The organism is Streptomyces bacillaris (assembly GCF_003268675.1).
Classification (GTDB): Bacteria; Actinomycetota; Actinomycetes; order Streptomycetales; family Streptomycetaceae; genus Streptomyces; species Streptomyces bacillaris.
Map to the genome: position 1 here is coordinate 7535387 of NZ_CP029378.1, position 21344 is coordinate 7556730.

A 21344-nucleotide genomic window follows, 5' to 3' on the forward strand; every position below is an offset into this window, starting at 1 on the left:
TCTCGGCCCGGAGCCTTGCCGTGATCCTAACGAGACCTCCTACGAGCCGTGCGCCTCCAGCAGCGCGCGGTACGTCGGACTCGTGGTGACCAACTCCTCGTGCGTCCCGGCGGCTTCCACCGTGCCCCCGGCGAGGACCACGATCCGGTCCACCTCGCGGACCGTGTCCAGGCGGTGGGCGATGACGACCGTCGTCCGCCCCGCCACCAGCCGGGGCCAGCGCCTCCTGGATCCTGGCCTCGGTCTGCGGATCGACGGCGGCGACACGTCCGGGGGCGCTTCCTCCAGGACGTCCTCGCCTTCACCCTGCTGATCGACTACCGCTACGACCGCAGCGACGAGACCGTCCGGGCCATGATGCAGCAGCCCGTGCCCGCCCCCTGGCTCGCCGTCCACCCCGAGCTGGACGTGCCGTACGCCCGTGCCGCCGCCGAACTGCCCACGCTCACCAGCGACGCGTACTTCGAACGGTACGTGGAGGACGCCATCGTCCTCGTCGAGCACCGGCTCCGCCGCTGAGCGCACAGGACGGAGCCCTCCGGCGGACGCTCATGTCCACCGGAGGGCTCCTGCGGTGCGATCAGGGGAAGACCCGGGAGATCAAAGGAACTCCCTGGAGATCAGGGGAAGTTGACGACGGTGGAAGGAATCGTCGACGTCCCCGAGGTCGGGGCGCCGATGTTGTTGATCACGTGCTGGTACTGCCCGTGGCCGCCCAGCGAGACGACCAGCAGGTTGTGGAACCTCACGCCCGGCTTGACCGGGGCCTTGAAGCCGTGCTCCTGGATGATCGTGGGGTCGACGTTGTAGTAGCAGTAGCTGCCCATGCCCCAGCCCTCGTGTTGCTCGACGGAGTCGTCGACCCGGTAGGCCGCGTAGCCCTTGGTGGAGCCGTTCTGGATGGCGGCCTGGTTGGGGGCGTCGTAGGCCTTCTCGTTCTGGAAGAAGATGGTGCGGCCGCGTTCGCCGTACCACTCGACGTCGTACTTGTTGAAGTGCTCGACGAAGAGGCCGGTGGCCAGGACGTCGTCGCCGTTGACGCGGACGCCGTAGTCGGCCCGGTTGGTCTCCCAGCCCCAGCCCTCGCCGTGGTCCGCCCGCCACACCCACGTGTGGTCGATGATCACGTCATCACTGTTGACCACCAGGCTGGTGGTCGCCTTGCCGGGGCCCGCGCCGCCGATGCGGATGAACACGTCCTGCACGGTGGTGGGGTTGGCCGCGTGGTCGGCGGAGGCGCCCTGCGGGCCGACCTCCAGCAGGGTGGGCGAGTTGACGGGACCGGCGTCGATGAGGAAACCGGCCAGCTTCACCCCGTCGACATCGGCGACCTTCATGGCGGTCACCCCGTTGTCCGGGATGATCGTGGCGAGGCCGAGACCCAGGACGACGGTGTTGGCCCGGTTCACCTCGATGGTCCGGTCGAGGTGGTAGACGCCGGGCGTGAACAGCAGGTTGAGGCCCTGGGCGAGCGCCGCGTTGATCGTCGCCGCGGTGGCGCCCTGCTTGACGACGTAGAAGCGGTCCAGCGGGATCGACTCGCCCCGCTGGCTCCCGCCGTCCCACGAGACCCCGCGCGCGTTGACGCGCTTCTCCGGGACGAACACCTTGTACTCGTTGCCGTCCAGGTGGAGGAACGGCTTCTCGCGCGAGATCGGGGTGGTGTCGAGCGTGGTGTACGGCGGGTTCGGATAGCTGGTCGCGGGCGCGCCCTGCACACCGGAGAAGGTCATGTTCCAGACGGCGTTGGTCCAGCCGCCGACGGAGCTGTCGCGGGTGTACCACTTCTGCTGGGAGTAGGGGCCGACGGTGCCGTCGATCTTGCTGTCCGCGATGTAGCCGCCGCTGGCCCAGCCGTAGCCGTCGGGCGCCAGGTTCAGCCCGCCCTTGACGTGCATCCGGCGGAAGGGGGCCGCCTGGGAGACCGCCCAGCGGTTGGTGCCGTTCACCGGGTTCAGCGTCAGGTTCTCCGCCGCGCGCCAGAAGTTCTGGGTCGCGTTCCCGTCGAACCAGCCCGCGTCCACCGTCACATCACCGTTGAACGTGGTGGCGTTCGGGTGCAGCCCCAGCCCCGCGATCTGCGTGTAGAAGCCGATCTGGGCGTTCAGATTGTTGTACGTGCCGGGCTTGAACAGCAGCGCGTGGCGGCCGAGCCCGAACTGGTCGGACTCCTGCTGCCGGAAGATCGCATCGACCTTGCCCTGGATGTCGGGCGTGGACGGGTCGAAGACATGGACGTTCGGGCCGAGGTCACCGCCGCCCGGAATCTCCGGACCGCCGCCCCCGTCCCGCGTACCGAACACCTTGAACTCCCAGAGGGAGTAGCCGTATCCGGTGGCGCGTTCGGTGCCGGTCAGCCGTACGTACCGGGCCTCGCCCGAGACGGTCAGCGTCTCGTTGCCGCCCTGGCCGGTGGTGGTGCTGTAGGCGTTTCGCCAGGTGGAGCCGTCGGTGGACAGCTCGATGCGGTAGCTCTTGGCGTACGCGGCTTCCCAGGCGAGTTCGACCCGGCTGAGGGCGGCCGGTGAACCGAGGTCGATCCGCAGCCACTGCGGGTCGGAGAAGGCACTGGACCAGCGGGTTCCGCCGTCCCCGTCGACCGCGTTGCGCGCGGCCGTACCGCCGTTCTCCTCGCTGGAGGCGGTGACCGGGCTGCCCTGGGAGAGCAGGACGGGCGCGGCCTGCGCCGGGCCGGCCTGTGCCACCCCGAGGAGGGCCGCCACCAGAGCGGTTACCAGGGCGAAGCCGAGCGCACGCCATCGGTGGAGTACGGCCATCGGGGGCCGCGAGGGTCTGACGAGGGCAACGGACATGTCCGGATCTCCTGAGGTCTCAGAGGCGCGGGGGCACGTGGAGTGGAGAGGTGGGGGCGGGCGCAAGCTCCGACAGGGAGAGAGAGCGCTCTCTCGATACGCGCATGATTCTCCCACGTTTCGGCCACGTCAAGAGTTGTGTACAGGCTCGGTGCGAACGGGCTCCGGAGCCGATTGATGTTTCATCTCCTGAAAGCAGAAGGGAAGTTGAGAGGAAGGCACGCGAACCCTTGACGGTCGGCGCCGCTCCCGCCACGCTCCCCCATGCGGGGAGCGCTCTCTCGACCTGTCCCGCTACAGACCAAGGAGTCCGCATGTATGCCCGTGGAACACCACGGCTCAGAGGCACCCTGGCCGTCATGGCCGTGGTGGCCCTCCTGCTCACCCTCTCGGTGGCGCTCGCCCCGGAGCGGGCGGTCGCCGCACCGGTCCTCGTCTCCCAGGGGAAACCGGCCACCGCCTCCAGCGCCGAAGGCCCCTTCACCGCTCCCAACGCCGTGGACGGCGACCCCGGGACCCGCTGGTCCAGCGCGTTCTCCGACGACCAGTGGATCCGTATCGACCTCGGTGCGAGCACGGCGGTCGGCCAGGTCGTGCTGAACTGGGAGGCCGCGTACGCCAAGGGCTACCGGATCGAACTGTCCGCCGACGGGCAGCAGTGGACCACGATCCACTCCACCACCACCGGCACCGGCGGCACCGAGACCCTCACCGTCTCCGGAACCGGCCGCCACATCCGCCTCGTCGGCACCGAGCGCGCCACCCCGTGGGGCTACTCCCTGTACGAGTTCCAGGTCTACTCCACCAGCGGCGGCAGCGGCCCCGGCGGCGACGTCCTGCTCTCGTACGGCAGGACCGGCTCGGCCTCCACCTCCCAGCACGACTCCACCTGCTGGCAGTGCACCCCGGACAAGGCCTTCGACCGCGACCCCGCGAGCCGCTGGGCCACCAGCCCCGAGGGCGGCTGGACCGACCCCGGCTGGATCGCGGTCGACCTCGGCGCCCCTGCCACGATCAACCGGGTGGTCCTCCAGTGGGACCCCGCCCACGCCCGCGCGTACCGGATCGAGGTCTCCGACAACGGCACCGACTGGCGCACGATCCACCAGACCACCACCGGCACCGGCTTCAAGGAGACCCTGAACGTCAGCGGCACCGGCCGGCACGTACGGCTGTACGCCACCCAGCGCAGCGGTGAATACGGCTACTCGCTCTGGGAGTTCCAGGTCTGGGGCACCGGCGGAGCACCGATACCCGCCCCGCCGCAGCCACCCGAACCCACCTACGACCGGCTGGTGTTCAGCGACGAGTTCAACGGCCCCGCCGGTGCCGCCCCCGACCCGGCCAAGTGGGTCCCCGAGACCGGCACCGGCCCCAACAACGAGCTGGAGTACTACACGGACAACAAGAACGCCGCCCAGGACGGCAACGGCAACCTCGTCCTGGAGGCCCGCCGCGAACCCACCCCGGGCTCGTCCTGCCCGCGCGACCCGCTGAGCGGCAGCACCACCTGCCAGTACACCTCGGCGCGGCTCAACACCTACGGGAAGTTCCAGTTCACCTACGGCCGGGTCGAGGCACGCATGAAGGTCTCCGGCACGCAGGGGCTCTGGCCCGCCTTCTGGATGCTGGGCGCGGACTACTTCGACCAGCGGCGCCCATGGCCGTACACGGGTGAGATCGACATCATGGAGCACGTCGGCAAGGAGCCGAACACCACCTACTCCACCCTGCACGCCCCCGCCTACCACGGCGCGGCGGGCTACGGAGCCCCCTACTCACTCCCCGGCGGCGCGAACTTCGCCGACGACTTCCACACCTTCGCCGTCGACTGGAACAGCACGGGCATGACGTTCCGGGTCGACGGCCGGGTGACCCACCGGGTCGACAGGGAGGAGCTGGAGCGCACCCGGGGTCCGTGGGTGTTCGACCACGACTTCTTCCTGATCCTCAACAACGCGGTCGGAGGTGACTGGCCGGGCCCGCCCGACACCACCACCCGCTTCCCGCAGAAGCTGAGCGTCGACTACATCAAGGTCTGGCAGTGACCTTCAGCAAGGTCCGGCAGTGACCCTTCGCTGAAGCGCGTGCGGTCCGGGCCGCGGCAGGCCGTGGTCCGGACCGCACGCCCTACCCCTTCCCGGATGCTCAGCGGGCCTCGTACACGATCCACAGCGGCCCCTCGGCCAGGTCGATCCGCTGACCGTCCGGGGTGGTGAACCGGGTGTCCGCGTCCGCCGCGGGCCGGGACCACCGGGCCTCGTACGTCCTGCCGTCGCGCAGGACCTGCGCGGTGCCCGCCCCCACGGTCTCGGTGAACGGGGTGTTGTTCCCGGAGCGGTCACCGAAGGACGACGGACGTACGGTCACCTCCTGCAGGATCACCGTGGCGGCCCCCAGCCGCTCGCCCTCGCTCGTCCGGGCGGGGGAGCCGTCCATGGCGATCAGCCACCGCTCCCGCTCGGCGGACCAGGTGAAGGTGGTGCGTGCGGACGGGAAGCGGACCGTACGGCTCTCCTCGGCACTCCCGCCGGAGGGCGCCGGGCCGAACCGCAGCCCCAGCGCCTCCACGGCCTGGCTGCCCGGGGCCACGTACGGAATCCGCTCGGCCCGCAGATAGAGGTTGTGCGGGGCGGGACGCTCGGCACCCCGGAAGTACGCCCGGGGCGCGACGGACGGCGGTACGGCGTCGAGCGGCGCCTGCTCGATGGCCGGGAGTAGCCTGCTCTGCGCCCCGGAGAAGGCGAGCACCGGCCGGTCGAACTGGCGCAGCAGCTCCAGATCGGTCTCCCGGGCGCTGCGGACCGGGCCGATGACGGGCGGCACCTCGGAGGAGTAGACGGCGAGGAGGCGGCTGAGCCCGGCCTCCACCTGCTCGACGTAGACGACGTCCGCCCGGTCGAGCCCGGTCTGCGGCCGGGCCGGTCCCACGTTGTCGATCTTCACCGCGAGCACCCTCGCACCCGCCCCCGTACCGGACGGACTGCTGCTCTCGCTCTCGGGCTCCGCACCGCCCCCGCCCGTGCAGCCGGCCGCGAGGAGGGCGAGCAGGAGCGCGGCGATCAGGGCGGTGAGCGAGGCCTTCGGCCGGTGGATCACGGACGTGCGGGGGCGTGCGGGCCTTCGGAGGGCTACGGACATGGCGACGACCGTCCTTCCGGGGCACCGGCCGGCCGTCCCGGCGGAGCATGGCCGTGTCGGGCCCCTCATCCATCATCACGCGTCCGGCCGGTTCGCGGTTGCTCCCACGCCCCCGCACAGCCCGGGCGCACGGCCGCCCCCGGCTCGGGGCAATGGCCGGAACTGTACGGTGCCGCGCCCCCGATGCCGCTTCCGATGGCACCGTTCGCTCTCTACGGTGGGCGCCGTGACGGGTTACGTGCCCGTACGGTGACGGGTGAGGCAAGAGGGGGGTCCGGTGGAAGCCGAGTTGACGGCGCTGGCGGCATCAGGCGCGACGGCCTTCGTGGGGCTGATGGCGACGGAGGCGTGGAACCAGGTGCGCGGCCGGGTGGCCCGGTTCCTGGCGCGGGGTGAGGACGGCGAGGACAGCGAGGCCGTCGACGCGGAGCTGGAGGAGTCCCGCGTGGCGCTGCTGGCAGCGCGCCGCAGCGGCGACGAGGACGGTGCCGCCGATGTGACCGCCGAGTGGCGGATCAGGCTCCGCCGGGCCCTGCGCGACAACCCGGAGGCCGCGCGGGAGCTTCGGGAGCTGCTGGACGAACTGGAGCCCCACCAGCCTGCCGCCCCGACCGTCACGGTGAACAACAGCACCAACGGGGGCACCTACTACAGCCAGGTGATCCAGGGGCACGACATCTCGGGGCTGACTTTCAACGGCGGGGGAGCGGTGGGTTCCCGTCCGGAGCCGGGGGCGGGCTGAGGGCCCTGAAGCCTGGTCGGCCGCTCCGGGCCCTGAGCCTCTGCTGAGAGCCGGGGCACGGAGCGGCCGACCAGGCGTGCGAGCGTCTTGATCGAACCTCTGAGGTATGGCCTGTTCTCGCTGGTTGACGCGCGTTGACCGAGACGTCAATCTTTGACAGGTGCACGCCAAATTGCGCGGAGGGGGTCGGTGAGCCGACCCCTCCGTCAAGAGTTCCGGCGCCACCTCCAGCCGTCGCGGTCGGGCCGTCCGCCGCATCGATCCCCCGGCCCGCCCCCGGCTCCTCCCACGCGAAAGGAAGACCGCCCGTGTTCCCCGGACTGTCCATAAGAATCACCGTCGCCGCCCTGGCCGTCACCGGGCTCCTCGCCGTCGCCCCGGTGGCGTCGGCGGCCCCCGACGCCTCCGCGGCGGCGACCTCCGCCGACGTCGTCGTCAAGATGCCGTCCGCCGTCGGGGACCGCCTCGGCGCCGACCGCGAGAAGCTGGTCGACGCCGTCTCCGCCGACGTCCTCGCGCGGTCCCACGACGCCGAGGGCCTCGCCCCGGAGGCGGCCGTCTCCAAGCTCGCCGACGAGGGCCGCAAGGTGGTCGTCGACGTACGGACCGTCGCCGGCGACTGGGCCCGGGGCGTGGCCTATGTCGAGGCCTCCCGTGCGCAGCACGGTGAACCGGAGGGCTGGCTCTACATCGCGCACCGGCAGAACGGGCGGTGGATCCCGGGCCTGGAGGGTGACCGCGAGTTCGCCGCGTACGTGGCCCGTTCCCCGCTGGTGGGCGAGGCGGAGCGGCGGAACATGACGGCGTACGCGGAGCGCAGGACCGAGCCGCAGGCCGGGGCGGGTGAGGTGGGAGTCCTGGCCAACACCAACGGCCTGCTGCTGCCCTGGATGCCCGACTACTACATGACCCTCACCGGCGGCCCCCACGCCCACGACGGCGGGTCCGGCTACTGGAGCGCCCTCGACTTCGCCGGGGGCAACGCCAGCGGACTGGTCCGTTCCTCACGGGAGGGCACGGCGACCTCGATGTGCGGCGCCGGGGGCGGCTGGACCCGGGTCATCCACCCGGGCGGCTTCTCCACGGACTACTACCACATGCGGAACACCACCTACTACAACGGGACGTCGATCGCCCGGAGCGCGCTGCTCGGCACCATCGGCACCGACACCTGTGCCGGTGGCTCCGCGACCGGCGCGCATGTGCACTGGAGCCTGCGCACGTACGACGCCAACTACAACGGCCAGTACACCTGGCTGAACGGCCGCACCATCGGCGGCTGGGCCTGGTGGAACGGTTCCGGCCAGTATTCCGGCTGCGGCACCCGGCTCGGCGTCACGGCCTGCCCCGGTACGGCGATCTACAACCGTACGAGCTGACGACCGGACCCCCCCCGCATCAGCGGCTCGGGCCCACCGGGCGGTGGTCCTGCGTCCCGTCCGCCGTGGTGACCTCCCGGAACAGGGCGGTGGCGTCGGCCGGGACGAGCGGGTCGATCCACTCGGTGACGACGTCGAACAGGACGTTCTCGAGGAGTGCGGCTGACCAGGAGGCGGGCCGCTCCGGGACCGGTGGTTCCCAGCCGGTCCCGGTCCGGACGGCCGTGAAGAGCTCACGCTCCTCCCCGAGCCGGCGGTCCAGCTCGAAGGAGTCCGCGCCCTCGAACCGCGCCCACACGGCGAACGTGCCCTCGCCGTCCTGGTCGGGGAACACAACGACGACCACCCCGTCGGTCCGTGCCGTCGCGGTGTCCCGGATCGCTTCGAGCCGTCGGGCCACCGTGGTCGATGCCGTGTCGAGCACCCGCCTCAACTCGGCGCGGTAGCGGGCGGTCTCCGCATCGTCCTGGTGTCCCTGGGGTGGTTCCACGGGCCCAGGATAGGCGGGATACGTCCGTACGGTGTCCGGCGAGGCGCTCCGTGGCCGGGGGCCCACGGGGCGCCCCCCCCCGCTCCTACCCCTTCGGCCCCGCGAACCGCACCGGGGCCCGGAAACGCGCCTTGCGGGCGGCCCGGCGGAACGTGGTGAGGACCGCCGGGCCCGCCAGGGTGATGCAGACGAAGTTGGTGACGGCCCGGCCCGTGTCCCAGCCGAGCGAGGTCGCCACGTCGAAGGCGAGATAGCGCTGCCACTGCTCGGTGAAGGGGAGCCCGGGGAGATAGGCGATGGAGCTGTTCGGGTCCACCGAGAACGGCCAGAAGGACAGGTTCAGCAGAAACCCGAAGAGGTAGCCGGAGAGCGAACCGTAGACCGCGAGCATCATCACCTCACGGCGGCCCGTGGCCCGGGGCAGCAGCCCGGCGAGCATCCCGACGAACGCGCAGCCGAACATCTGGTACGGCATCCACGGCCCGACCCCGCCCGTGATCAGGGCGGAGGCGAACAGCGAGGTGCAGCCCAGCGTGAAGCCGAACCCCGGACCGTAGACCCGGCCCGCCAGGACCAGCACGAAGAACACCGTCTCGATCCCCGCCGTGCCCGCGCCGAGCGGGCGCAGGGCCGCGTTGACGGCGGAGAGCACCCCGAGCATCGCCAGTGCTTTGGAGTTGATGCCGCCCTCGGAGATCTCGGAGATCACCGCGCACAGGACGAGCACCAGCAGGACCCCGAAGATCAGCGGTGGGGCGTAGTTGGCCCCCAGCTTGCCCGGGGCGACCAGGAACGGCCAGAAGAAGGCGACCAGGCCGAGGAAGGCCGCCAGGGCGATGACGATCCCGGCGCGCGGACCGATCCGGATGGCACCCGCCGACCGCTCGGTGAGCGGCGGAAGCTCCGTCATGCGCCCGTCCCCTCTTCCGGCAGCACGGACGCCACTTGATCGACCGTCAGGTACGGGAGCGGCGCCAGGATCTTCGCCACCTGCGGGGCGAAGACCGGCGAGGCGACGATCACCTCCGTGGTCGGGCCGTCCGCGACGATGTCGCCCTCGGCCATCACGACCACCCGGTCCGCCGCCCGCGCCGCGAACTCGACGTCATGGGTGGAGATCACCACCGACCGCCCCTCGGCGGCCAGTCCGTCCACCATCGCGATGAGCTGGGTCTTCGCCCGGTAGTCCAGTCCCCGGGTGGGCTCGTCCAGCAGCAGCACCCGGGGCGCCGCCGTCAGCTGGATGGCGAGCACCAGCGCCAGCTTCTGGCCCTCGGAGAGGTCGCGCGGATGCGTGGCGCCGTCGATGCCGGGCGCCAGCCGCTCCAGGATCGCGCGGGCGGAGAGCCCACCGTCCTCCCCGGCCGCCGACTCGGCGTCCGCCTGGTCGAGTTCCTGCTTGACGCTCTCCAGGTAGAGCAGATCGGTCGGGGTCTGCGGGACGAGACCGACGAGCCGTCTGGCCTCGGCGGCGGAGAGCGACTTGGGGTCGCTGCCTTTCGTCGAGCCCACATCTTTGCTCGAACCCACCCTGACCGTACCGGACTTGCGCGGCCCCGAGCCCTGGAGCGCCCACAGCAGCGACGACTTGCCCGAACCGTTGCGGCCCATCAGCGCGGTGATCTCGCCGCCCCGCAGCTCGAGGTCCACCTCACGCACCGCCGCCACGCCCCGGTACGCCACCGTGACCCCGCGCGCCGTGAGCAGCGCCGGGCCCGGGGTCTCCGGCACCGGTCGGACGGGCGGTGGCGGGGGAGCGGTGGCCGCCAGGGCGGTGCGCAGCGGAGCGGCGGCCCGGCGGGCGTCCCGTACGGAGAGCGGGAGCGGTGACCAGTGGGCGGCGCGGCCCAGTTCCACGATGGGCGGCGCGATCGACGACGTGGTGAAGACGTCCGCGGGGGCGCCCGAGACCACCAGCCCGTTGCCGGGGAGGTGGATGACCCGGTCCGCGTACTGCACGACCCGCTCCAGGCGGTGTTCGGCCAGCAGCACCGTGACCCCGAGGTCGTGCACCAGGCGGGTCACGGCGGCCAGCACTTCTTCCGCCGCCGTCGGATCGAGCGCGGACGTGGGCTCGTCCAGGACCAGGACGCGGGGGTGCGCGGTGAGGACCGAGCCGATGGCGACCCGCTGCTGCTGCCCGCCGGAGAGTTCGTACAGCGCCCGGTGGCGCAGATCCGCCAGCCCGAGCAGATCGAGGGTCTCCTCCACCCGCTTGCGCATCACCGCCGGGGAGATCGCCAACTGCTCCATCGCGTAGGCGAGTTCCTCCTCCACCGTGTCCGTGACGAAACCGTCCAGCGGGTCCTGGCCGACCACGCCGACCACATCGGCCAGCTCGCGGGGCGGATGGTCGGCCGTGGTGCGGCCGTCGACGGTGACCGTGCCGTAGAGCGTGCCGCCCGTGAAGTGCGGCACCAGCCCGTTGACCGCGCCGAGCAGCGTCGACTTGCCGATGCCCGTATGCCCCACCACCAGGCAGAGCTCGCCCTCCTCGACCGTGAGGTCCACCTCCCGCAGGACCGGCTCGTCGGCCCCGTCGTACTCCACGGTGACCTGGTCGAAGGTGATCATGCGGCTTCCTCGGTGCGCGGTGCGGAGACGTACGGGACGGGCTTGGCCGGCGGCGGCGCCAGGAACCCGGCCGCCCCGGCGAGCAGGATGGCGGCGGCCGGGACCGGTGGCAGCGTCGGCCAGGTGAGCGGGTAGTAGCTGGGGTTCAACGCGGCCGGGTCGTACCCCACGTTGGCGAAGAGCAGCACCGCTGAGAGCACCCCGCACCCCGCCACCGCCCACTCCGCGAACCGCCAGGGATCGGGCCGGTAGGTCGTCCGCGTCACCCGGCGCCCGCCGAGCCGCAGTCCCGCCAGACAGAGCACCGAACCGGCCGCCAGCGCGGGCAGCCCCAGCAGCTTCGGCGCGGTCGGGTCGAGGAGCCCGTACGCCCCGGCGCAGAGCCCGCACATGCCCGCGAGCATCAGCGCCCCGGTCAGCCGCCGCGAACCGCGCGTCGCCGAACCCGCCCGCCCGTACCCTCGCGAATCCATGGCGGCGGCCAGCCGGAGCGAGCGCTCCAACGCGTCCTCCAGCACGGGCACGACGATGCCCCGCAGCGCCTTGAGCCCCTTGTTGCGGCCCGCGCGCAGCCGGCGGGCGCGCGAGACCCGCTGCACGCTCTGTACCAACTGCGGTGCCACGCTGATGGATACGGTGACGGCCACCCCCAACTCGTACAGTGCGCCCGGAAGTACGCGCAGTGCCCGCTTCGGGTTGGCGAGGGTGTTCGCCGCGCCGATGCAGCAGAGCATGCAGGCGAGCCGGAGCCCGTCCGTGGCGGCCGACAGCAGCGCCTCCAGCGAGACGGGGCCGCCGAGTTGGATGCCCGCGTACCAGTCCGGGGTGGGAATGTGGGGGAGCGAGAAGAGGTGGTGGTCGGTCGGCCGCATACCGGTGCCGAAGACGGCCCGGAAGATCACCCGGATCGCGACGACCGTCAGCGCCAGATACAGGTAGTACTTGAACCCCCGCGCCCAGGGGGCCTCGGTCCGCCGCACGGTGATGACGTAGCCGAGCACGGCGAGGACCAGGAAGAGCAGCAGCGGATTGTTGGTCCGGCTGACGGCGGTCGCCAGGGCGAGCGCCCAGATCCACCAGGCCAGCGGGTGCAGGGTGCGCGGCAGCCGCCTGCCGCCGGTGTCCGGCCCGGAGGCGGACACCGGCGCACCGGCTGTCGCGGCTTTCGCGGCGGCGGTACGGGTCACGCGGGCGTCACTCCGCACGGCGGCGGCGCTTGGCGGCGAAGACGGCCGCGCCGCCGATCACCGTCACCAGACCGGCCGTCGCCGCGAGCGGCACCATCGAGCCGGAGTCGTGCTCGGCGTCCGGCGCCGGGGCGGCGTCGACCACCTTCGCCTCCCCGCCCGGCGCCGCGACGACCTCACCCGGCGAGGTGGAGGGGGACGCGGACACGCTGGGGGAGGGGGACGGGGAGTCGGAAGGGGACGCGGACGGCGAGGTGTTGGCGGAGGAGGACGGCGAAGGGGTCGCCGGGGCCGTGGCGGCCGGCGGAGGTGGAGCCGCCGGGGCGCCGCCGCCCGGCTGCTCCGTCGTCCTCACGGGGTCGGGCTGGGGCTTCGGCTTCGGCGGGGGCTGCGGGGCCGGATCGCCGCCCGTGGGACGGGTGTTGTGGGCACGCAGTTGGTCGGGTGTGAGCGTGGGGCGGCCCTTCGTGCCCCCGATGTCCGTCCCGCCGAAGATCCACAGATCCACGCTGCCCGGCTCGGGCTTGTAGCTCATGGCGCCCAACTGGCTGTACTCCCAGGTGTTCTGCCCGGGGTTGGCGTGCCAGTACGACCAGTAGGCGGAGGCGGGCGGGGTGAGGACGCAGTCCTCCTGCTGGGGCGTCGGATACTGCTTGCCGCCCTGGTGGCCGCTGTAGCCGATCCGGCAGATGAACGCCGGACCGTCGTGCCCGGTGCCGGTGGTCCGCCAGCCGCCCTGGTTGAGCAGCTCGTAGCCGGTCGTCGGCGTCGTACCGCAGGAGCGGTAGACGGGACCGCCCCAGTGGCTGAAGTCCACGGCCAGCACGACACCCGACGATGTCGTGCACTGCCCGATCGGCTGCGGGGCCGCTGCCGCCGGGGCGGCGGGCGCGAGCAGCGCCGCGCCCGCGAGCCCCAGCGCAGCCACGGCATGGCCGACGGCCCGGCGGAGGCGGGACCTCACAGCCCACCGCCCACGGCCGAACGCCGGTTGCGGGCGGCCACGACCGCGCCCCAGCCCGCCAGCACGAGCACGGCGGCCGCTGCCGCCAGGCCGAGCGCCTGACCGCCGGTCGCCGCGAGGCCACCACCGCCTCCGCTGCCGCCGCCCGGACCGTCGGTGTCCACGATGCCCGGTCCGCCCGCGGAGCCCGCGCTGTCGCCCGGCGTGACGATCACCGGGGCGGAGGCGGAGGGTGACGGCACCGGATTCGGGGTCGTCCCTTCCAGGGAGCGGGTCAGCACACCGAACGAGATGCCGGTCGAACCGCCCACCGCCTGCGTCGAGGCGCGCAGGTCGGAGCCGCGCTGGCCCTCCTTGGCCACGTTGAAGCCGCCGTCCGCGTTCTGCTGCGAGGCCAGGAACTTACGCGCCTTGGCGATCTGCGCGCCGTACTTCCCGGCGTCCAGGGAGAGACCCTGCACGGCGAGGGCCGCCGAGTTGACCGAGTTGCCCGCCGCGCCCGGGAAGCCGCCGTCCGGCAGCTGCTGGGCGGCGATCCAGGCCAGCGCCCGGTCCACGGCCCCCGCGTGCGTGTCGCCGGCGACCAGGTCCAGGGCCATCGCCGCCATCGCGGTGGAGTCGACGTCCGCGTCACCGGTCGGCGGGACCAGACTCGGCCAGGCGCCCGTGGCGGTGTGCTGGAGCCCGGCCAGATAGCCGATCGGGGCCTCGGCGGCCTTGGTCTCGCCTGCCCGTATCTGGGCGATGACACCGAGGGACTGGCCGAAGACGGACATCGCATAAGCGTAGGCGCCCTTGTCGGCGCAACTCCGGTCCGGCTGCGGGCTCTTGGCGGTGCAGACCGCGTCGGCGAGACCGCCGATCAGGTCTTTGCCGCCGAAGTCGCGCGGGTCGCGTTCGACGACCTGGGCGAGCACCGCCGCCTTGCCCATCGAGCCGCCCATGGCGTGCGCGGAGCCGACGTTGGTCCAGTCGTGCACCGTACGGGCTTCGCCGTCTTTGCCGCCCCGGTCCAGGAAGTCCACGACCGTGCGCAGCGCGTCGTTGTCGTGGCCGGTCGCGGCGAGCGCGAACGCGCCGTCGATGGTGAGGCCGAAGTCGGCCCGGGTGGTGGACCCGCCCGCCGCGTAGTAGCGGCTCTGCTGGAGGTTGGCGGGGCTGGTGAGATAGGCGACGGCCTTCTTGAGGTCCGGGCCGTCCCCAGCGGCCGGGGGCGTCGTGGGCGGTGCGGTGGTGGGCGGGGTTGTCGGGGGAGTGGTCGGCGGGTCGGTGGGCTCGGGCGCCTTCGTGGTCAGCGTGACCAGGCTGGTGCCGGTGCCCGCCAGCACGGCGGGGGCCGTCGCGTAGAGCGCGCCGGACTCGGCACCCTCGTCGAACCCGAAGCCGCCGTCGGCCAGTTGCTCCCGGGACAGCCACCAGACCGCCGCGTCGGCCGCCCGCGCCTCACCGAGCGCGCGCAGCGCCTGCGCCGCGTAGGCGGTCGCCGCGACGGAGCCGGTGGTGGCCCCGTTGTACGGGGGGAACGCGCCGCTCCTGAGCTGCGCCTTCTCCAGGTACGCGACCATCTTCGCCACGGCCGCGTCCTGGCCGCCCGCCTCGTCCAGCACCTGGGCCACCAGACCGGTGGTCATCGGGTCGCCGTCGCAGTACTCCCCGGGCCCGATGAGGATGCTGGTCACCGAGCCGTCCTCGCAGACCAGTTGGGTCAGTCGGGTCACCGTATCGGCCGGCGGCACCACCCCGCCGCGCAGCAGCGCCAGCACGGCCAGCGCCTGCCCGTCGCCGTACGCGGCGCCCCGGAAGTCGCCCTTCGCCGTGCACCCCGGTGCGGGGCCCGACGCGCAGACGTTCTTCTCCAGGTCACCCAGCAGATCGCGCCCGCCGAAGGCGCGCGGGTCGCCCTCGGTGACCGCCGCGACCAGCGCCAGCCGGGCCGCCGCGGCGGCGTCCGGAGCCTCCTCCGGCCCGGCCGGGTAGGCGTACTCGGTGGCGCCGGAGGCCAGCTCGGCCACCACCTTGTCCAGGGCCGGGCTCTTCCCTCCGGCGGCGGCCAGCGCGTACGCGGCCTCCGTGGTCAGGAAGTAGTTCGGGGTCTCGGAGCCCTCGTCCACCACATGGGAGCCGTCGTGCAACTGCTCCGACACCCAGCGGGCGGCGGCCGGGACATCGATCTTCCCGACCGGCACGCTGGGTCCGTCCGTCGGCGTCGGCGTGGGGCCCGGGGTCGCGCCCCCGCCCGCGCGCACATCGTCCGGGGTGAAGGTGGGGCGGCCGGTTGAGCCGCCGACGTCGGTGCCGCCGAACACCCAGGCGTCCACGTCGCCCGTCTTGGGCTTGCGGTCCATGGCGCCGAGCGGGCTGTAGGACCAGCTCGACTGGCCGGGCGAGGCGATCCAGTACGACCAGTAGGCGGTGGCCTGCGGGGTGAGCACGCAGTCCTCGGTGAGCGGAGTCGGGTACCGCGTACCGGAGTTGAAGGAGGCGGTGCCGATACGGCAGATGAAGCCCTCCCCGTCGTGCTGGGTGCCCTCGGTGGTGAACCCGCCGTCGCGCAGCAGCTCGTACCCGGTGGTCGGCGTGGTGTCGCAGCCGCGCACCACCCCGCCGCCGAACGGGCCGAAGTCCACGGCCACGACGGCGCCGTGCGTCGGTGTGCACTGCTCGAGCGGGTCGGCGGCGGCCGGAGCGGCACCGGTGACGAAGGTGAGGCCCGCGGCGAAGGTCGCCGCCGCCGAGAACAGCGACAGGAGTCTTCGCCCGGCCGCGAGCCGGTCATGTTGCTGTGCGGTCCCCACCACGGCCCCTCGTGTCGTCCGGGCGGCCCGTGCGCGGCGGAAGGCCCCCCGCGGGGACGCGGCCGCACAAGGGGCCGCCCACAGGGAGCTGTTCGAACCACGCCGTAGTCCGCGACGGCGTTTCTCGCTGACGTTCCAGGCCCCAGGCATTCCGGCTCGCCCGCGCGGTGGCGGGCCTACGGTTGCGGGTCAGCGCCGGATTCCGACCGGCTTCCCCTGAGGCTGAGTGCTTATCAGGCGGATTGGAACACGCTCTCGAAGAGAGCGTCAAGGTGGCTTACGTCTCGTTCCCTTCGCGCCCCCCTACGCTCCCGGCCGTGCCTGGCGCGCCCCTGCCGCCTCGGGTAGCGTCCTGGCCTGCCACGAGGGGGAACCCGGTGCGAATCCGGGGCTGACGCGCAGCGGTGTGGGACGGCAGGGGGCCGTTCCCGAGCCCGAATGCCCTGCTGGCAGCTGTACCAGCGAAGCCGTACCCACGCGTTCGGGCGTCGGCCACCCACCTCTGCCCGTGCGTGGACGCGGGGGCGGGCGGTGCCGTGCGCCCCTCACTCCAGGAGCAGGCACATGCCCCGTTCTCTCACCTCCCGTACCTCTCGTACGTCCCGTCGCATCGCCCTCGTGGTGCCCGCCGCCCTGGGGGCCTTCGTCCTCACCGCGCTCCCGGCCGCCGCGACCTCCACCCCCGCCCAGATCGCCACCTCGAAGACCAACGGTGTGGCGTATCTCAAGTCCCTCCAGGCCGCCGACGGTTCGTACGCGGGCTCCGGCCTCTCCAACGAGTGGGCCTTCAGCGCCTTCGCCGCCGCCGGGACGGCCGCCGTGGACGTGACGCCCGGCGGTGACGCCACGAAGAACGCCCGGACCGTCTACCGCAATCTGCTCACCACCCCCGGCTGGCCCTCCGCCACCCCCGTGGTCACCGACTACCAGCGCGGCACGCTCAACGCGTACGCCGCCGGGATCGACCCAGCCCGGGTCTCCGCCTCGCGCAACCTCATCGCCGACATCTACGGCTACTGGCAGAACGCCGAGGCCGGCTACTTCGGCCCCTCCGCCAACTACAACGGCACGGTCTTCGCCGCCCTCGCGCTGAGCGGTGCCAGAACGCAGGCGGGCGCCCAGCGCGTCCCGCAGGCGCTCGTCGACAAGATCGTCACCCGGATCCGCGCCAACCAGCACGCCGACGGCGGCTGGACCTACGCCAAGGCCGAGGGCAACCCCACCGAGCTGGCCAAGCCGGGCGACATCGACATGACGGGCGCCTCGATGGCCGCGCTCTGCTCCTCCGGCGTCCCCAACACCGACCCCGACATCGTCCAGGCCAAGGCGTTCCTGAAGAGCAAGCTGGTCAACGCCTCCGGCGCCTTCAACGCCATGTACGGCATCAACACCAGCTCCAACGGCTGGGCCGTCTCCGGCCTCAACGCCTGCGGCATCAACCCGCAGACCGGCGACTTCCTCACCTCCATGGGCAGGACCCCGATCGACTTCCTGATCGCCAACCAGTTCAACCCGGCCGGCGGCTTCAAGTACCAGCCCTCGGACACCAGCCCCTCCGCCTACTCCTCCACCGACGCACTGCGCGCCGTCGCGGGCGGCGGCTTCACCGCCGCCCCGCCCACCCCGGTCACCTCCGGCGCGCCCACCTGGGTCGCGGCGAGCGGCTTCACCTCCGGTACGGCGACGAAGCTGGCGCTCACCGTGGACGACGGCACCGGCACCCTGAAGGTCTGCAACGTGGCCTTCACCCCCACCGGCACCACGACCGACCTCGGCACCGTCCTGGCCGCCGCGTCCACCGCCTCCACCCCGGCCGGGTGCGTCACCTCCGTGGTCCCCTCCTCCGGGACGGGCACCATCACCTCGGTCAACGGCAAGGCCAACGCCGGTTCGGCGACCTGGAAGGTCTCCGTCGACGGCTCGGCGTTCGCCGGGGCCACCCGCGACAAGGTGATCAACGTGGGCGACACCATCGCCCTGCGCTACTCCTGACCCGGACCGGTGCGGGGGCCCGCACACCGCCTCAGGCGGGCGGCGCCCCCTGCACCGGGTACGGCACGAACGTGCTGCTGTTCTCGTCGATGGCCAGCGGCTGCCCCAGCGGCGGCACCGCCCGCTGCGGACAGTCCAGCCGCTCGCAGATCCGGCACCCCATCCCGATCGGGGTGGCCGCCGAGGCGTTGTCCAGGTCGAGGCCGTCGGAGTAGACGAGCCGCCCCGCGTGCCGGATCTCGCAGCCGAGCCCGATCGCGAACGTCTTGCCCGGCTCGCCCCACCCGCCCCGGTGGCGCGTCACCGCCCGCGCGGTCCAGAGATAGCGCTGCCCGTCGGGCATGGCCGCGATCTGCACGTGGATACGGCCGGGAGCGGCGAACGCCTCGTACACGTTCCAGAGCGGGCAGGTGCCGCCCGCGCGGGAGAAGTGGAACCCGGTCGCGGACTGCCGCTTCGACATGTTCCCCGCCCGGTCGACCCGGACGAAGGAGAACGGCACCCCGCGCAGCCGGGGCCGCTGGAGCGTGGAGAGCCGGTGGCAGACCGTCTCGTAACCGAGCCCGAAACGGTCGGTGAGCCGCTCGATGTCGTACCGGACCTCCTCCGCCGCCGTGTGGAAGGCGCGGTAGGGGAGGATCAGCGCGCCCGCGACGTAGTTGGCGACCCCGATCCGGGCCAGTGGCCAGACCGCCGACCCCTCGTCGTAGTCCTCGGACGCCAACTGCGCGATCTCCCGGCCGTATTCGAGCAGCGCCAGCTGGGTGGCCATCCGGAACGCCTGCTGGCCGGGCCGGAGCCGGCCGGAGAGGTACAGCACCCGCGCGTCCGGATCGTAGTGGTGCAGCCGGCCCGTGTCCGGGCGCGGGGGAGCGGCTCTCCGTGAGGCGCCCCGGTCACCCCGGCCCGGCACCGGCCCGTGGCCTCCGGACCGGCCCTGCCGGTCGTCGGCGGTGGCCAGCCGGATGCCGTGCCGCTCGGTGAGCCGGGCCGACAGTGCCCGTACCACTTCCCCCGGGCGCACCCCGATCTCCGCCGCCAGCTCCTCCGCCGCGAGGTCCGCCTCGTGCAGATAGTTCTGCCGCCGGTAGAAGAACTCGCGGATCTCCTCGTGCGGTGAGCGCGGCAGCTCCGTCCCGCCGCCGCCCCGCAGCTCGGCGGCCTCCGCGAGCCGCCAGGCCAGCGCCTGGTTGCGGCGGCCCAGATCCAGCAGCACGTTCGCCACCCCCGGCAGCCGGGAGGCCAGCTCGGACAGCTCGGCGGCCGAGACCCGCGCCGCGCCGACCTCGTCCGCCAGCGCCTCGCGCAGATCCGCCAGCACCCGGGTGGTGTCCCGCTCCGAGAAGAAGCCGGGGTCCACCCCGAACGCCTCGGTCAGGCGCAGCAGCACCGGCACGGTGAGGGGGCGCGAATCGTGCTCCATCTGGTTCAGATAGCTCGGCGAGATCGCCAGCATCCGCGCCAGCTCCGCCTGGCTCAGCCCGCGCTCCTCACGCAGCCTGCGCAGCCGCGCGCCCGCGTAGGTCTTGCTCATGCCGGAGCCCTCCCAGCCGTGGTCAACATGTCGACAACCCTAGCCGCGATACGACCCCCGGAAGCCTTCGCAACCTTGGCAAAGTGGGCGGGAAGATTTGCAGAACTTGGCAGACGTCCTCTGTTGATGGCACTCAGTGCCACTGTCAGAGTTGTTCCAGCGGCCCACCGGACACCGGCTCCGGACCGGGGTATCGAGCACGATTTCATGCCCTGACGTCGTACTCCTCGGGATCCCGGACCGGTCCGCCGGGCGCATTGCTTACCGTTCCACCTCGGAGGTCCGGTGGGCCGCACCTGGGATGCGCGTCACCCGGTGACATGGCTTCGCACCCTTCACACGATCGACCCACACGACTTCGGGAGTAAACGCCATGGCGCAGGCAAGGACGACGGCGGAAGAGCTGGCGCAGCGGTGGGCGAACGATCCCCGCTGGAAGGGCATCGAGCGCACCTACAGCGCGGAGGACGTGGTCCGGCTCTCCGGCAGCGTTCGCGAGGAGCACACCCTCGCCCGGCGCGGCGCCGAGCGGCTCTGGCGCCAGCTGCACGAGCAGGACTACATCCACGCGCTCGGCGCCCTGACCGGCGGCCAGGCCGTCCAGCAGGTCAAGGCCGGGCTCCAGGCCATCTACCTCTCCGGCTGGCAGGTCGCCGCCGACGCCAACCTGGCCGGCCACACCTACCCCGACCAGAGCCTCTACCCGGCCAACTCGGTGCCGAGCGTGGTCCGCCGCATCAACAACGCCCTGCTGCGCGCCGACCAGATCGCCACCGCCGAGGACGCGGGCGACACCACCGACTACCTGGCCCCGATCGTGGCCGACGCCGAGGCCGGCTTCGGCGGCCCGCTCAACGCCTTCGAGCTGACCAAGGCGATGATCGAGGCCGGTGCGGCCGGTATCCACTACGAGGACCAGCTCGCCTCCGAGAAGAAGTGCGGCCACCTCGGAGGCAAGGTCCTCGTCCCCACCGCCCAGCATGTGCGCACCCTCAACGCGGCCCGCCTCGCCGCCGACATCGCGGACGTCCCGACCCTGATCGTGGCCCGCACCGACGCGCTCGCCGCCAACCTCATCACCAGCGACGTGGACGAGCGCGACGCCCAGTTCATCACGGGCGAGCGGACCGCCGAGGGCTTCTACCGGGTGCAGAACGGCATGGCGCCGGTCATCTCGCGCGGCCTCGCCTACGCCCCGTACGCCGACCTCATCTGGGTCGAGACCGGCACCCCGGACCTCGCCCAGGCCCGTGAGTTCGCCGAGGCCATCCACGCCGAGCACCCGGACCAGATGCTCGCGTACAACTGCTCGCCCTCCTTCAACTGGCGGGCCGCCCTGGACGACGACCAGATCGCCAAGTTCCAGCGCGAGCTGGGTGCGATGGGCTACCGCTTCCAGTTCATCACCCTGGCCGGCTTCCACTCCCTCAACCACGCCATGTTCGACCTGGCGCGCGGCTACGCCGAGCAGGGCATGACCGCCTATGTCGACCTCCAGGAGCGGGAGTTCGCCGCCCAGGCGCAGGGCTTCACCGCCGTCAGGCACCAGCGCGAGGTCGGCACCGGCTACTTCGACCAGGTCTCCACCGCCATCAACCCCGCCTCCTCGACCACGGCGCTGACCGGGTCGACGGAGGAGGAGCAGTTCCACTAGAAGTCCCGGCCGGCCGCGGGGGCCCCGCCACCCCCGCGGCCGGGGCCCGATCCCGCCCACACCCCGCTGAGGAGACCCG

The 21344-nt window shown here is 72.4% G+C and carries 16 protein-coding genes and 1 riboswitch; of the genes, 6 read left to right on the top strand and 10 right to left on the bottom strand.

Features of this window, described 5'->3' with window-relative positions; genetic code table 11:
• Positions 1 to 39: 39 nt before the first annotated feature.
• Entirely contained in the window at positions 40 to 267 is a 228-nt protein-coding gene (locus DJ476_RS32895) for a hypothetical protein (RefSeq protein WP_404827569.1), read from the bottom strand.
• Positions 268 to 354: 87 nt separating this feature from the next.
• Here DJ476_RS32895 and DJ476_RS35235 point away from each other — a divergent pair, with 87 nt between their 5' ends.
• Positions 355 to 519, top strand: a complete 165-nt coding sequence (locus DJ476_RS35235; protein ID WP_181006433.1) for a hypothetical protein — start codon at positions 355 to 357, stop codon at positions 517 to 519.
• 101 nt (positions 520 to 620) lie between these two features.
• Here the strand turns inward: DJ476_RS35235 and DJ476_RS32905 are convergent, their stop codons facing one another.
• Positions 621 to 2813 carry a discoidin domain-containing protein gene (locus tag DJ476_RS32905; protein ID WP_112492220.1) on the bottom strand — a complete coding sequence of 731 codons (2193 nt, stop codon included), beginning with the start codon at positions 2811 to 2813 and terminating at the stop codon, positions 621 to 623.
• A gap of 314 nt (positions 2814 to 3127) precedes the next feature.
• On the opposite strand from DJ476_RS32905, the gene DJ476_RS32910 reads away from it, so the two are divergent.
• The gene (locus DJ476_RS32910; RefSeq protein ID WP_112492221.1) at positions 3128 to 4861 is read left to right on the top strand and encodes a discoidin domain-containing protein; all 1734 of its coding nucleotides are present in this window, start codon (positions 3128 to 3130) and stop codon (positions 4859 to 4861) included.
• 100 nt (positions 4862 to 4961) lie between these two features.
• Here DJ476_RS32910 and DJ476_RS32915 read toward each other — a convergent pair whose 3' ends face one another.
• On the bottom strand, positions 4962 to 5954 hold the full coding sequence (locus tag DJ476_RS32915; RefSeq protein WP_318294839.1) for a DUF3048 domain-containing protein: 993 nt from the start codon (positions 5952 to 5954) through the stop codon (positions 4962 to 4964).
• A 277-nt stretch (positions 5955 to 6231) separates the two neighbouring features.
• On the opposite strand from DJ476_RS32915, the gene DJ476_RS32920 reads away from it, so the two are divergent.
• Positions 6232 to 6696 (top strand): hypothetical protein, encoded by a 465-nt coding sequence (locus DJ476_RS32920; RefSeq protein ID WP_103416957.1) that lies wholly within the window; start codon positions 6232 to 6234, stop codon positions 6694 to 6696.
• A 308-nt stretch (positions 6697 to 7004) separates the two neighbouring features.
• Entirely contained in the window at positions 7005 to 8075 is a 1071-nt protein-coding gene (locus DJ476_RS32925) for a M23 family metallopeptidase (protein WP_103416958.1), read from the top strand.
• Between the two features lie 19 nt (positions 8076 to 8094).
• Here the strand turns inward: DJ476_RS32925 and DJ476_RS32930 are convergent, their stop codons facing one another.
• The 6 genes from DJ476_RS32930 to DJ476_RS32960 all read right to left on the bottom strand — a co-directional run bounded on the left by DJ476_RS32930 (position 8095) and on the right by DJ476_RS32960 (position 16085).
• Entirely contained in the window at positions 8095 to 8565 is a 471-nt protein-coding gene (locus DJ476_RS32930) for a DUF6389 family protein (RefSeq protein WP_112492222.1), read from the bottom strand.
• 85 nt (positions 8566 to 8650) lie between these two features.
• Positions 8651 to 9475, bottom strand: a complete 825-nt coding sequence (locus tag DJ476_RS32940; RefSeq protein WP_112492224.1) for an ECF transporter S component — start codon at positions 9473 to 9475, stop codon at positions 8651 to 8653.
• Entirely contained in the window at positions 9472 to 11139 is a 1668-nt protein-coding gene (locus tag DJ476_RS32945) for an ABC transporter ATP-binding protein (RefSeq protein WP_112492225.1), read from the bottom strand. The genes DJ476_RS32940 and DJ476_RS32945 overlap by 4 nt, the downstream gene beginning before the upstream one ends.
• Positions 11136 to 12326 (bottom strand): energy-coupling factor transporter transmembrane component T, encoded by a 1191-nt coding sequence (locus DJ476_RS32950; protein WP_112492226.1) that lies wholly within the window; start codon positions 12324 to 12326, stop codon positions 11136 to 11138. The genes DJ476_RS32945 and DJ476_RS32950 overlap by 4 nt, the downstream gene beginning before the upstream one ends.
• A 7-nt stretch (positions 12327 to 12333) precedes the next feature.
• Positions 12334 to 13290, bottom strand: coding sequence for a hypothetical protein (locus DJ476_RS35240; RefSeq protein ID WP_162638825.1), 957 nt, complete (start codon positions 13288 to 13290; stop codon positions 12334 to 12336).
• On the bottom strand, positions 13287 to 16085 hold the full coding sequence (locus DJ476_RS32960; protein ID WP_208853555.1) for a terpene cyclase/mutase family protein: 2799 nt from the start codon (positions 16083 to 16085) through the stop codon (positions 13287 to 13289). The genes DJ476_RS35240 and DJ476_RS32960 overlap by 4 nt, the downstream gene beginning before the upstream one ends.
• A gap of 367 nt (positions 16086 to 16452) precedes the next feature.
• Positions 16453 to 16529, top strand: a riboswitch (cobalamin riboswitch).
• Between the two features lie 120 nt (positions 16530 to 16649).
• On the opposite strand from DJ476_RS32960, the gene DJ476_RS32965 reads away from it, so the two are divergent.
• Positions 16650 to 18077, top strand: coding sequence for a hypothetical protein (locus DJ476_RS32965; protein ID WP_112492227.1), 1428 nt, complete (start codon positions 16650 to 16652; stop codon positions 18075 to 18077).
• A 31-nt stretch (positions 18078 to 18108) separates the two neighbouring features.
• Here the strand turns inward: DJ476_RS32965 and DJ476_RS32970 are convergent, their stop codons facing one another.
• Entirely contained in the window at positions 18109 to 19611 is a 1503-nt protein-coding gene (locus tag DJ476_RS32970; protein ID WP_112492228.1) for a short-chain fatty acyl-CoA regulator family protein, read from the bottom strand.
• 373 nt (positions 19612 to 19984) lie between these two features.
• On the opposite strand from DJ476_RS32970, the gene aceA reads away from it, so the two are divergent.
• The gene (aceA, locus tag DJ476_RS32975) at positions 19985 to 21265 is read left to right on the top strand and encodes an isocitrate lyase (RefSeq protein WP_112492229.1); all 1281 of its coding nucleotides are present in this window, start codon (positions 19985 to 19987) and stop codon (positions 21263 to 21265) included.
• Positions 21266 to 21344 lie beyond the last annotated feature (79 nt).